This window comes from Streptomyces sp. NPDC104202 (genome assembly GCF_055584185.1).
The window spans coordinates 39389-51839 of record NZ_JBVJMN010000044.1; the positions used below are offsets into that span (position 1 = coordinate 39389).

Below are 12451 nucleotides of genomic sequence, written 5' to 3' on the forward strand. Positions count from 1 at the left end.
TCGGCAGCGGGCGGTCAGCTCCCGCGAGGGGGTTCCGCGGGGGTCCTCGGCTCGGCGAGCACCGCGAAACGGGCGCCCTGGTTGTCGTGGAGGACGGCGATGCGGCCGTGGGGGGTGTCGAACGGCGGGGTGGCGACCCGGCCGCCGAGGCGCTCGGTGACGGCGCACGCCTCGTCGCAGTCCTGGACGGCGAAGTACACGAGGACGTGGCCGGGCATCTCGGCGGGGAAGTCGTCGGTGATCACGGCGCGGCCGCCGAAGGCGCTGTCGTCTCCGGGGCGGGAGCCGGGGGGCGACCAGACGCGGTAGTCGAAGGAGGCGTCCCTGCCCTCCTCTGCGGCGTCGGCCTGGCGGCCGAGGTAGCCGAAGACGGTGGCGTAGAAGGTGTCCACGGCGTCCGGCCTGCGCGTGTACACCTCCATCCAGCAGAAGGCCCCCGGCTCGCCGGTGACGGCGAAGCCGTCGTCGTCGCCGGCCTGGCGGAGGCCGAAGACGGCGCCGCCGGGGTCGGCGGCGAGCGCGAGGACGCCGAACGGCCCGACGGGGTAGGGGTCCATGACCATCTGCCCGCCGGCCGCCCTGATCCGGGCGGCGAGGGTGCCGGCGTCCTCGGTGGCGAGGTAGAGGGTCCAGGTGGTGGGCATGCGGCCGTCCCGCTTGGGGACGAGTCCGGCGGCGCGGCGGCCGTCGAGGAGGGCCTCGTCGCGGTCGGCGTCGAAGGTCCAGCCGAAGAGCTCGCCGTAGAAGCGCTTGCCGGCTTCCAGGTCGGGGAGCTGTGCGTCCACCCAGCACGGGGTGCCCTCAATGCGTACGGCCATTCCTCCACGCTAGGACGGCGGGGGCACCCCCGCACGGTCCGCGCACCCGCAGGGTGCGAACAAAGTGACGATTTATGCGCCCTTTACACCCGTACGACCCTTGGGATACCTGGGTTGTCCACCGAAGTTGTCCACAGGCTGTTCATAAGCCTATTCGGGTGCGGGCCGGCCCCGGCCCGCACCCGGAGGCCGACAAACTGGCTTGAACCCGCCCCTCCCCCTCGGCCCACGGACCCGCGCCGACCTCGCAGAACGCCCCCGGAACGGGCCCGCGACCCATTTGCACTCGGCCGAATCGCGCGTGGATCGCCCCTCGGTAAGCTGACGGCATGACAGGACAAGTACGCACCGTCGACGGCCGCGTGGCCGGACGACGCGGTCAGGCGACGCGGCAGAAGCTGCTCGACTGCCTCGGTGAGATGCTCAGCTCCTCGCCCTACCGGGACGTCAAGGTCATCGATGTGGCCCGGAAGGCGGGTACTTCACCCGCGACGTTCTATCAGTACTTCCCGGACGTCGAGGGAGCGGTCCTCGAGATCGCGGAGGAAATGGCCAAGGAGGGCGCCGGGTTGACCGAACTGGTCTCCGGCCGCTCCTGGGTCGGCAAGGCCGGCTGGCAGACCTCCGAGGAACTCGTCGAAGGCTTCCTGGACTTCTGGCGGAAGCACGACGCGATCCTGCGGGTCGTGGACCTCGGCGCCGCCGAGGGGGACAAGCGGTTCTACAAGATCCGCATGAAGATCCTGAACTCGGTCACCAACTCCCTCACGGACGCGGTGAAGGAGCTCCAGGCCAAGGGCAAGGTCGACAAGGACGTCAGCCCCGCCGCGATGGCCGGCTCCCTGGTGGCGATGCTGGCCTCGGTCGCAGGCCACCAGAAGGGCTTCCAGACCTGGGGCGTCAAGCAGGCCGAACTCAAGCCCAACCTCGCCCTGTTGGTGCATCTGGGCATCACCGGCAAGAAGCCGACCAGATAGCCCCGTCCCTCCCTTCACCCGTCCTGTCGTCGACGCCGGCGGCGGCCCGCCCCCTCGGACCGCCGCCGGCGTCGCCGTGTCCGGAACCGGCGGGCCCCCGGGGCCTCACCTCCGGGTCAGCCGGAAGAGCCGGATCTCGCGCTCCACCCGCGCCTGGTAGGCGGCGTACGGCGGCCAGAACTCCAGCGCCGACCGCCAGGCGGCCGCCCGCGCCTCCCCGCCGAGCAGCTCCGCGCGGACGGGGACGTCCTCGCCGTGCCAGTTGACCTGCGCCTCCGGGTGGGCGAGGAGGTTCGCCGTCCAGGCCGGATGGCCGGGACGGCCGAAGTTGGAGCCGATCAGCAGCCAGCCGCCGTCCGACTCGGGCATGCAGGCCAGCGGGGTCGCCCGGGGCAGCCCCGTCCTCGCGCCCCGGGCGGTGAGGATCACCCCGGGCAGCATCCGCGCGCTGAGCAGCACCCTTCCCCGGGTCAGCCGGTGCACGGTCCGGTCCATGGCCGGGATGACGTGGGGGGCGACCCGGGCGAAGGCCCGGGTCGAGGAGACCTTCTGCACGAGCTTCACTCCGACGGGCATCTACGCCGCCACCTCTCCGAAGAGTCCGGTCCGTTCCGCGGCCCGGGCGCGCAGGCGCCGGACCGGCCCGAAGAGCAGTTCGTCGGAGGCGGCCCGCTTGAAGTACAGGTGCGCCTCGTGCTCCCAGGTGAAGCCGATGCCGCCGTGGAGCTGGATGCCCTCCCCCGCGGTCGCGCGCAGCGCCTCCAGGGCGTGGGCGAGGGCGAGGGGTCCGCTCTCCGGCCCGGGCCCCGGTTCGCGCGCCGCGCAGTGGGTCAGCGAGCGGGCCGCCTCGACCTGGACGTAGAGGTCGGCGAGGCGGTGCTTGACCGCCTGGAAGGAGCCGACGGGCCGGCCGAACTGCTCGCGGGAGCCGACGTGGGCGACCGTCCGGTCCAGGGTCTCCCGGGCCGAGCCGACCGCCTCGGCGGCCAGCATGACGGCGGCGCCGCGGCCGGCGGTGGCGAGGGCGCCGAGGACGTCGGCCGGTTCCGTGCCGAGGAGTTCGGCGGCGGTGTCCCGGAACTGGACGGTGGCCTGGGTGCGGGTGGTGTCCAGGGTGGGCTGCCGGGTGCGGACCAGTCCGGGGGTGCCGGGCTCGGCCCGGACGAGGAAGAGCAGGGTGCGGCTGCGGGCGAAGCCGCCGGTGTGGGCGGCGACGAGGAGGAGCCCGGCGCTGTGGCCGTCGACGACCTGGGCGGCCTCGCCGTACAGCCGCCAGCCGTCGTCGGCGGGGCGGGCCTGGATGCCCCCGGCCCGGCCGCCGCCCGACCAGCCCTCCGCGGTGTTGTCGCCGGTCAGTCCGAGGGCGAGGGCGAGAGAACCGCCGGGGACGGCGAGTGCGCAGGTCAGGCTGCCGTCGGCGAGGGACGGGAGGAGCGCGGCGCGCTGGTCGGGGGTGCCGAGGGCGGCGAGGAGCGGGGCGGCGAGGACGGCGGTGGCGAGGAGCGGGGAGGGGGCGAGGGCGCGGCCGGTCTCCTCGCAGGCGAGGGCGAGTTCGGCGGGGCCGCAGCCGACGCCGCCGTACTCCTCGGGGAGGGCGAGGCCGGCGAGGCCGAGGGTGCCGGACATCCGGTCCCACAGGGCGGTGTCGTATCCCTCGGGGGTGGCGGCGGCGGCGCGGTTCTCGTGCGGTCCGGCGCGTTCGGCGAGGAGGTCGCGCAGGGTGCGGCGGATCTCCTGCTGCTCCTCGGTGAGCGGGGCCGCGAGCGGGGCGGCGGGCATCGCGGCGAGCGGGCCGCCGGCGGGCGGGCCGGCCGCGGGCGGGCCGCTGTCGGACGGGGTGGTGCCGGGCGCGTCCATGGGACTCCCTCCGTATCTGACGGTGCGTCATGCTAGGGGCGTACGGGGCGGGTTGCCCAGAGCGACGCGGGTCCGGATTCGCTTTATCTGATGTACCGTCAGATTTATGTCCACCGCCTCCCGCACCCCCCGCGGCCCGCGCCGCGTCGCCGTCGCCGGGGTCTCCCTCTCCGACTGCGGCCGCGTCGACGAGGCCACCCCCTACGCCCTGCACGCCCAGGCCGCCCGCCGCGCCCTCGCGGACAGCGGCCTCGACCGCTCGCTGATCGACGGCCTGGCCTCCGCGGGGCTCGGCACCCTCGCCCCGGTGGAGGTCGCCGAGTACCTGGGGCTGCGCCCCCGCTGGGTGGACTCGACCGCCGTCGGCGGCGCCACCTGGGAGGTGATGGCGGCGCACGCCGTCGACGCGATCGCCGCGGGCCGGGCCAACGCGGTCCTGCTCGTCTACGGCTCCACCGCACGCGCCGACATCCGGGCCCGGCGCCGCACCGCGAACCTCTCGTTCGGCGCGCGCGGCCCGCTCCAGTTCGAGGTCCCGTACGGGCACACGCTGATCGCGAAGTACGCGATGGCGGCCCGCCGCCACATGCACGACCACGGGACCACCCTGGAACAGCTCGCCGAGGTCGCCGTCCAGGCCCGGGCGAACGCGGCGCTCAACCCGGAGGCGATGTTCCGGGACCCGGTCACCGTGGACGAGGTGCTCGGCGGCCCGATGATCGCGGACCCCTTCACCAAGCTGCACTGCTGCCTGCGCAGCGACGGCGGCTGCGCGGTGCTGCTGGTCGCCGAGGAGTACGTCCAGGACTGCCGGACGCCCCCGGTCTGGGTGCTGGGCGCGGGCGAGCACGTCTCGCACACCACGATGTCGGAGTGGGAGGACTTCACGGTCTCCCCCGCGGCGGTCAGCGGCCGGCTGGCGTTCGAGCGGGCCGGGGTGACGCCGGCGGACATCGACGTCGCGGAGGTCTACGACGCCTTCACCTACATGACCCTGGTGACCCTGGAGGACCTGGGGTTCTGCGCGAAGGGCGAGGGCGGGGCGTTCTTCGCGCAGAAGGACCGGCTGCCGGTGAACACGGACGGCGGCGGCCTCTCGGCCTGCCATCCCGGGATGCGCGGGCTGTTCCTGCTCGTGGAGGCGGTCCGCCAGCTGCGCGGCGAGGCCCCGGGACTCCAGGTGCGACGGCCGGACGGCTCGCTGCCGGAGCTGGCGGTGGCGTCGGGGACGGGCGGCTGGTTCTGCTCCTCGGGGACGGTGGTGCTGGGGCGCGACTGAGCACCCCCACGGATCTATACATCCGTCATAGACAAGCGTGTAGGACATCCGTATAGTCATGTCCGCGGGCAGGAAACGGCCCGCAGACACCCGACAAGGAGTCCTGCCGTGAACACCACCACGACCGCCGCCAAGACCGTCCTGATCTCCGGCGCCTCGATCGCCGGCCCCGCCCTCGCCCTCTGGCTCCACCGCTACGGCTTCGTGCCCACCGTCGTCGAGCGCGCCCCCGAACTCCGCACCGGCGGCTACAAGGTGGACATCCGCGGCACCGCGATCGAGGTCTGCCGCCGGATGGGCGTCCTCGACGAGATCCGCGCCAGGTCCACGGACATGCGCGGCGGTTCGTACGTCGACGACGCCGGCCGCACCATCGGCGAACTGCCCGCGGACATCTTCGGCGGCCGCGTCGAGGAGGACGACGAGATCATGCGCGGCGAACTCGCCCGGATCCTCCACGACCGGACCCGCGACGACGTCGAGTACGTCTTCGGCGACTCGATCGCCTCCCTCGCGGAGGACGCGGACGGCGTCACCGTCACCTTCGAGAGCGGCACCGTCCGCCGCTTCGACCTGGTCGTCGGCGCCGACGGACTGCACTCCCACACCCGGAGGCTCGCCTTCGGCCCCGAGGAGCGGTACAAGCGCCACCTCGGCGCCTACATCTCCATCTTCACCGCCCCCAACCACCTCGGCCTGGACCGCTGGGAGACCTACCACGCGCTCCCCGGGAAGCTGGTCTGCGTCTACAGCTCGGCCGGCGAGGCCGACGCGAAGAACCTCTTCGTCTTCTCCGCGCCCGGGGAACTCCCCCACGACCCCCGGGACGTCACCGCACAGAAGCGCGCCCTCGCCGAGCGGTTCACGGGCGACGGCTGGGAGATCCCCCGGCTCCTCGGGCACGCGGCGGACGCCGACGACTTCTACCTCGACTCCATGTCCCTGGTCGAGATGGACCGCTGGTCGAAGGGGCGCGTCGTCCTCCTCGGCGACGCCGCCCACTGCTCCTCCCCCGCCTCCGGCCAGGGCACCGGTCTCGCCCTGACCGGCGCGTACGTCCTCGCCGGCGAACTGGCCCGGGCGCAGGGCGACCACACCGTGGCTTTCGCCCGCTACGAGGAGCGCATGCGGCCCGGCGTCGAGCAGAACCAGCGGATGGCCGAGGGCTTCGTCAAGGAGATGACCGTCGACACCCGCTGGAAGATCGCCCTGCGCATGTTCATGGTGCGGACCCTGCCGAAGACCCCCTGGAAGAACCTCATCGCCAAGAAGATCCGCGACGGCATCCAGGCGGCCGCGAACGCCGTCCCGATCGAGGACTACGCCCCGCCGGCCGCCGGCTCCGCCGCCCCGCGCCCTACCGTGGCCGCATGACCGACTTCCACGCCGCCCTCCGCTCCCTGCGGGTCTGGGACACCGAGCTGCCCTCCTTCGACCCGGCGGACGCCCCGGCCGCCCCCCTCGCCCTCTTCCACGACTGGTTCACCGAGGCGGTCGCGGCCGGCCAGAACGAGCCGCACACCCTCTCCCTGGCCACCGTGGACGAGGACGGCAGGCCCGACGTGCGCACGGTGATGCTGCACGACGCCGACGAGCGCGGCTGGCACTTCGCCTCACACGCCACCAGCGCCAAGGGCCGCCAGCTCGCCGCCCGCCCCGAGGCCGCGATCGGCTTCTACTGGCCGGACCGCGGCCGCCAGGTCCGGGTCCGCGGCCACGTCACCGCCGGCACCCCCGAGGAGGCGTACGCGGACCTCCACGCCCGCACCACCGGAGCCCTCGCCGCCGCCCTCGTCGGCCGCCAGAGCGAGGTCCTGGACTCCCCCGGGACCCTCGCCGCCGCGAGCGAGGCGGCCTGGCACCGCGCCGAGACCGAACCGGACGCCGCCGCCCCCACCTGGACGCTGTACGTCCTCGACCCCGCCGAGGTCGAGTTCTTCCAGGGCGACGCCCGCCGGCGCCACCTCCGCCTCCGCTACCGCCGCACGCCCGGCGGCTGGACCCGCGAACTCCTCTGGCCCTGAGGGTCAGTCGTCCCCGGCGGCGTACATCTCCTCGATCTCGCGGGCGAAGTCCCGCAGCACCGCCCGCCGTTTGAGCTTCAGCGAGGGGGTCAGATGGCCGGAGGTCTCGGAGAACTCGGTGGTCAGGACCCGGAAGGCGCGGATCGACTCGGCGCGCGACACCAGCCGGTTGGCGTCGTCGACCGCCCGCTGGAGCGCGGCGAGCAGTTCCTCGTCCCGGGTCAGCTCCCAGAGCGCCAGGTGCTCCTTGCGGCGCATCCGCCGCCAGTGCGTCAGCCCCTCGTGGTCCAGCGTGACGAGGGCGGAGACGAAGGGCCGGTTGTCGCCGAGGACGATGCACTGGGCGACCAGCGGATGGGCGCGCAGCCAGTCCTCCAGCGGGGCCGGGGCCACGTTCTTCCCGGCCGAGGTGATGACGATGTCCTTCTTGCGGCCGGTGATCCGCAGATAGCCGTCGTCGTCCAGGGAGCCGAGGTCGCCGGTGGGGAACCAGCCGTCGTCGGTGTACGGCAGGGCCACCCCTCGCTGGGCGTCCCAGTACCCGGCGAAGACGTGGCCGCCCTTCAGCCACACCTCGCCGTCGTCGGCGATCCGGACGGACGTGCCGGGCAGCGGCCAGCCGACGGTGCCGGTGCGCGGCCGCCGCGGCGGGGTGACCGTGGAGGCGGCCGTGGTCTCCGTCAGGCCGTACCCCTCGAAGACCTCGACGCCGGCCCCCGCGAAGAACTCCGCGAGCGGGGCGCCGAGCGGGGAGCCGCCGCAGATCACGTACCGCACCCGGCCGCCGAGCGCGTTCCGTATCCGCCGGTAGACCAGCGGGTCGTACAGCGCCCGGGCGGCCCGCACGCCGAGGGAGGGCGCGGCCGTCCGCCCGTACCGGCGGGCGATCCGGGCGGCCCGGTCGAAGGCGGCGCCCTTCCCGCCGCGCTCGGCGGTGGCGCGGGCGGAGTTGAAGACCTTCTCCAGGACGTACGGGATGGCCAGGAGGAACGTCGGCCGGAAGCCCGCCAGGTCGGCGAGGAGCTCGTCGCCCTCGACCGAGGGGGCGTGTCCGACCCGGACCCGGGCGCGGACGCAGCCGACCGACACCATCCGTCCGAAGACGTGGGAGAGCGGCAGGAAGAGCAGGGTGGAGGCGGGCTCCTTGCTCTCCGAGACGAAGACGGGGTGGAGCAGCCGGACGGCGTTGTCGACCTCGGCGAAGAAGTTGGCGTGGGTGAGGGCACACCCCTTGGGCCGGCCGGTGGTGCCCGAGGTGTAGATGAGGGTGGCCAGGGTCTGTGGGGTGAGCAGGCCCCGCCGGGCGGTGACGGCCTCGTCGGCGACCCGCGCGCCGGCCCGGCGGAGCTGGTCGACGGCGCCCGCGTCCAGCACCCAGAGGTGGGCGAGGCCCGGCAGCCGGAGCCGTTCCGCGGAGACGAGCCGGGCCTGTCCGGGGTCCTCCACGACGCAGGCGGCGGCGCCGGAGTCCTGGAGGATCCAGCGGGCCTGGAAGGCGGAGGAGGTCGGGTAGACGGGGACCGTGACCAGTCCGGCGGCCCAGGCGGCGAAGTCCAGCAGGGTCCACTCGTAGGTGGTCCTGGCCATGAGGGCGAGCCGGTCGCCGGGCTGCAGGCCGTGGGCGATCAGCCCCTTGGCGACGGAGTGGACCTCGGCGGCGAACGCGGAGGCGGTCACGTCGTGCCACGCGCCGTCGGGCCCCTTGCGGGAGAAGAGCGGGGTGTCCGGCTCCTGGCGGGCGTTGTCGTACGGCAGGTCGGCGAGGGAGCCGCGGCGCACCGGGGGCACGAGGGGGACCGCGGAGACCTCCCGCACCCTTCCGTCCACCCGTGTCTTGCGCGGTTCGACCGGTTCGGTCCCGGATGCGGCGGTGACGACGGACACGTGCGGCTCCTCGGTTATCGCGATGAACTGAGGTCGTGCGTCGGTGCGTTGCGCCCTGAGAGGCCCTGACTAGCCGGTAACCTTACTGCGCGGTAAGGCTCAACGGGGAGACCAGCGCTCGCTTTTCATGAGGTTTCCGAGACCGGACCAGGCGAAGTTCATCAGCGTCGCGGCGGCCTCCCGGGCCGTCACCCCCGGCGTCTCGTTCGCCCAGCTCGCCAGCGACTCGGCCGACCCGACCAGCGCCTGCGCGAGCGCGGCCACGTCCCGGCCGGTGATCTCCGCGCCCCCCTCCGCGTCCCGGGCCGCCTCCCCGATCAGCCCCGCCACGAAGTCCGCGATCTCGTCCCGCATCCGCGCCGCCTCCGTCGCGAACGGCTCGCCCTGGGTCCGCGCCTGCCGGCTCAGCACCACCCACGAGTCCGGGTTCCGGGCCGCGTACGTGAAGAACGCCAGCAGCCCCGCCCACAAGCGCTCGTCGACCGACACGCTCCGGTCCTCCACACCCGCGGCGACGGCCGCGAGCAGCGCCCCGGCCTCCCGCCGGATGCAGGCGGTGAACAGCTCCTCCTTGGAGTGCAGATAGAGGTAGACCAGCGGCTTCGACACCCCCGCCAGCTCCGCGATCTCGTCCATGGACGCCGTCTGGTATCCGTGCCGCGCGAAGCAGCGCACCGCCGCGTCCATCATCTGCCGCTCCCGCACGGCCCGCGGCAACCGCCGCGCCTTCGCCCCACCGGCCATGGCGCCCACCCGTCTCCAAGATCCTCTGGATGCCCCGCGAAAGCGTACGTGCCCCCTGCCCGGACGGGGGCAGGGGGCACGCGGGCGTACGGAGCCGTACGCGTCGTTCCGGTCAGGCGGCGGCCGTGACCGCGACCTTCTGGTCGGTCTCGCCGATCTCGACCAGGTCGTCGATCGGGGAGGCCGAGGCGTTCTCGTACGCGGTGTGGTCGAGGATCTTCTCGCGGGCGGAGACGATCACCGGGACCAGGGCTTGGCCCGCCACGTTGGTGGCGGTCCGCATCATGTCGAGGATCGGGTCGATCGCCATGAGGAGGCCGACGCCCTCCAGCGGGAGGCCGAGGGTGGAGAGGGTCAGGGTGAGCATGACCGTCGCGCCGGTGAGACCGGCGGTGGCGGCGGAGCCGATCACCGAGACGAAGGCGATGAGGAGGTAGTCGCCGATGCCGAGCTGCACGTCGAAGATCTGCGCGATGAAGATCGCGGCGAGCGCCGGGTAGATCGCGGCGCAGCCGTCCATCTTGGTGGTGGCGCCGAACGGGACGGCGAAGGAGGCGTACTCCTTCGGGACGCCGAGGCGCTCGGTGACCTTCTGGGTGACCGGCATGGTGCCGACCGAGGAGCGGGAGACGAAGGCCAGCTGGATGGCCGGCCAGGCGCCCTTGTAGAAGTGGAGCGGGTTGACCTTGGCGACCGTGGCGAGCAGCAGCGGGTAGACGCCGAAGAGGACCAGGGCGCAGCCGACGTAGATGTCGGCGGTGAAGGTCGCGTACTTGCCGATCAGGTCCCAGCCGTAGTCGGCGATGGCGAAGCCGATGAGGCCGACGGTGCCGAGCGGGGCGAGGCGGATGACCCACCACAGGGCCTTCTGGAGGAGTTCCAGGACCGACTCGGAGAGGGTGAGGATCGGCTTGGCGCGGTCGCCGAGCTTGAGGGCGGCGATGCCGGCGACGGCGGCCATGAAAACGATCTGGAGGACGTTCAGCTCGGTGAAGGGCGTGATGACGTCCGTCGGGATGATGCCGGTGAGGAAGTCGATCCAGGAGCCCTCGCGCTTCGGCAGCTTGCCGTCCTGCGGGGTGAGGCCGGTGCCGGCGCCCGGGTTGGTGATCAGGCCGATCGCGAGGCCGATGCCGACCGCGATCAGGGAGGTGATCATGAACCAGAGCAGGGTGCGGGTGGCGAGCCGGGCGGCGTTGTTCACCTTCCGCAGGTTGGTGATCGAGACCAGGATCGCGAAGAAGACGAGCGGGGCGACGGCCAGCTTGAGCAGCTGGACGAAGATGTCGCCGACCTGGCCGAGGGTCTCCTTCAGCCAGGAGACGTCCTGGCTGCGGGCGATCCAGCCGAGGAGGGCGCCGAGGACCAGACCGGCGATGATCTGGACCCAGAAGGGGACCTTCGGTATGCGGGAGGAGGCCGGGGACTTCGCCTCGGGCGTCGCGGACGCGGACACAGACACACTCCACAGGTGCGTATGGGGGCACTACGGGGACGGGGGTGCGGCGCGCACGCGCTCGGGCGCGGGCCGCTGCATGATGCCGGGGAGGTCAGAGCTCGCGGCAACAGACCGCGGACATACAGCGGCAGAGATCGACGTGCAGGCGCGCCACGAGCGGGGTGCTCGCGGCAGGAGAGGGGCGCACTGCGGTCGTCATGCCGAACACGTTAACACTTGAACTTTGAGAACCTCAAAGCCATTCTTTGGGGCGCGAGACCCGTTCCCCGCCTCCGAAACGCAGAACACCCCAGGCGGGAGCCTTGGAAGCTCCGGCCGGGGTGTCCGGGGTGGTGCGGTCTGTGATGAACCTTACGTAGCCTTTACACGACTTCCGCACGGTTCGGGCGCGGTCAGAGCGCGTCCTCCTGCGAGCGGTTCGCGGCGAGCCGGTCCTTGGCCCGGTCGACCTTCGCCACGACCTCGGCGCTCGCCCGGTCGCGCGCGCCGCGCAGGAGGACGAAGCTCAGCGGGGCGGAGATGACGAGGGAGAGGACGAGGACCCAGAGCAGGTTCGAGTCGCCGAGGCCGCGCGGCAGCACGCCGGCGTAGACGAGGCCCCACAGGGCGAGGAAGCACCCGGCGAAGATCCCGAGCCGCAGCAGGGTGTAGCGCAGCATGTCAGTCCACTCTTCCGTTCCGAAAGATCCCATACAGGACGAGTCCCTCCAGTGAAGCACGGGTGGGAACCTCCGCCGGGAGCGGGGTTGCCACCCGTCCCCGCGGTCCGCGCGACCGGGGTCCGGGAACCCTTGAGGAGCCCGCAGGGTAATAGATACGATGCATTTATGACCCTTACCTTCGAGGTGGACCCCGCCGTCGACACCGCCCTGCGCGACGGCGTGCTCGCCCTGTGGGCCGACGTCTCCAACGCCGACGGCGCCGTCGGCTTCGTCCCTCCCGTCACCGCGGACCAGATCCGCCCCGCGCTGCTCAGGCACCTCGTCGCGATGGAGCGGGGCGAGACCCGCCTCCTGGTCGGCCGCGACGAGGAGGGCGCGGTCGCCGCCACCGCGTTCTTCACCTTCAACGGCCACCCCCTCATGACGCACTGGGTGTGGCTCTACACCGTCATGGTCCACCCCTCCCACCAGGGCAAGGGGTACGGCACCGACCTGATGGCCGCCGTCGAGCACACCGCCCGCACCGCCGAGGGCTTCTCCGGGATCGAGGCCGTCCGGCTCACCTGCCGCGGCGGCACCGGCGTCGACGCCTTCTACGCCAAGTGCGGCTACAAGGAGGTCGGCCGCGTCCCCGACGCCATCCGCGTCGCCCCCGGCGACGACCGTGACGACATCATCATGCTGCTGCCCCTGCGCTGACCCGACAGGACCGGGCACGGATTGCCGGGTCCGCGACGCCCCGGCCTT

General features: G+C 72.9%; 12 protein-coding genes. 5 read left to right on the forward strand and 7 right to left on the reverse strand.

Features of this window, described 5'->3' with window-relative positions; translation table 11 throughout:
* Positions 1-14: 14 nt before the first annotated feature.
* Positions 15-818: a VOC family protein gene (locus tag ACZ60W_RS25530; protein ID WP_469757694.1), complete on the reverse strand. Its 804-nt coding sequence runs from the start codon at positions 816-818 to the stop codon at positions 15-17.
* A gap of 329 nt (positions 819-1147) precedes the next feature.
* On the opposite strand from ACZ60W_RS25530, the gene ACZ60W_RS25535 reads away from it, so the two are divergent.
* Positions 1148-1795 carry a TetR family transcriptional regulator gene (locus ACZ60W_RS25535; RefSeq protein WP_469757695.1) on the forward strand — a complete coding sequence of 216 codons (648 nt, stop codon included), beginning with the start codon at positions 1148-1150 and terminating at the stop codon, positions 1793-1795.
* A 105-nt stretch (positions 1796-1900) separates the two neighbouring features.
* Here ACZ60W_RS25535 and ACZ60W_RS25540 read toward each other — a convergent pair whose 3' ends face one another.
* Entirely contained in the window at positions 1901-2371 is a 471-nt protein-coding gene (locus tag ACZ60W_RS25540) for a nitroreductase family deazaflavin-dependent oxidoreductase (RefSeq protein WP_469757696.1), read from the reverse strand.
* The gene (locus ACZ60W_RS25545) at positions 2372-3574 is read right to left on the reverse strand and encodes an acyl-CoA dehydrogenase family protein (RefSeq protein ID WP_469757725.1); all 1203 of its coding nucleotides are present in this window, start codon (positions 3572-3574) and stop codon (positions 2372-2374) included.
* A 184-nt stretch (positions 3575-3758) separates the two neighbouring features.
* Here ACZ60W_RS25545 and ACZ60W_RS25550 point away from each other — a divergent pair, with 184 nt between their 5' ends.
* The 3 genes from ACZ60W_RS25550 to ACZ60W_RS25560 all read left to right on the forward strand — a co-directional run bounded on the left by ACZ60W_RS25550 (position 3759) and on the right by ACZ60W_RS25560 (position 6955).
* A complete protein-coding gene (locus ACZ60W_RS25550) occupies positions 3759-4931 on the forward strand; it encodes a thiolase C-terminal domain-containing protein (protein WP_469757697.1) in 1173 nt (390 codons plus the stop codon).
* Between the two features lie 108 nt (positions 4932-5039).
* A complete protein-coding gene (locus ACZ60W_RS25555) occupies positions 5040-6305 on the forward strand; it encodes an FAD-dependent monooxygenase (protein ID WP_469757698.1) in 1266 nt (421 codons plus the stop codon).
* Positions 6302-6955: a pyridoxine/pyridoxamine 5'-phosphate oxidase gene (locus tag ACZ60W_RS25560; protein ID WP_469757699.1), complete on the forward strand. Its 654-nt coding sequence runs from the start codon at positions 6302-6304 to the stop codon at positions 6953-6955. Before ACZ60W_RS25555 ends, ACZ60W_RS25560 begins: the two co-directional genes overlap by 4 nt.
* Positions 6956-6958: 3 nt before the next feature.
* Here ACZ60W_RS25560 and ACZ60W_RS25565 read toward each other — a convergent pair whose 3' ends face one another.
* The 4 genes from ACZ60W_RS25565 to ACZ60W_RS25580 form a co-directional block, all read right to left on the reverse strand.
* Positions 6959-8839, reverse strand: coding sequence for an AMP-dependent synthetase/ligase (locus ACZ60W_RS25565; RefSeq protein WP_469757700.1), 1881 nt, complete (start codon positions 8837-8839; stop codon positions 6959-6961).
* Positions 8840-8938: 99 nt separating this feature from the next.
* On the reverse strand, positions 8939-9583 hold the full coding sequence (locus ACZ60W_RS25570) for a TetR/AcrR family transcriptional regulator (protein ID WP_469757701.1): 645 nt from the start codon (positions 9581-9583) through the stop codon (positions 8939-8941).
* Between the two features lie 112 nt (positions 9584-9695).
* A complete protein-coding gene (locus tag ACZ60W_RS25575; RefSeq protein ID WP_469757702.1) occupies positions 9696-11039 on the reverse strand; it encodes a dicarboxylate/amino acid:cation symporter in 1344 nt (447 codons plus the stop codon).
* Between the two features lie 395 nt (positions 11040-11434).
* Complete coding sequence (locus ACZ60W_RS25580) at positions 11435-11701, reverse strand: DUF4229 domain-containing protein (protein WP_469757703.1); 267 nt, start codon at positions 11699-11701, stop codon at positions 11435-11437.
* A gap of 168 nt (positions 11702-11869) precedes the next feature.
* Here ACZ60W_RS25580 and ACZ60W_RS25585 point away from each other — a divergent pair, with 168 nt between their 5' ends.
* Entirely contained in the window at positions 11870-12403 is a 534-nt protein-coding gene (locus ACZ60W_RS25585) for a GNAT family N-acetyltransferase (protein WP_469757704.1), read from the forward strand.
* Positions 12404-12451: the final 48 nt, after the last annotated feature.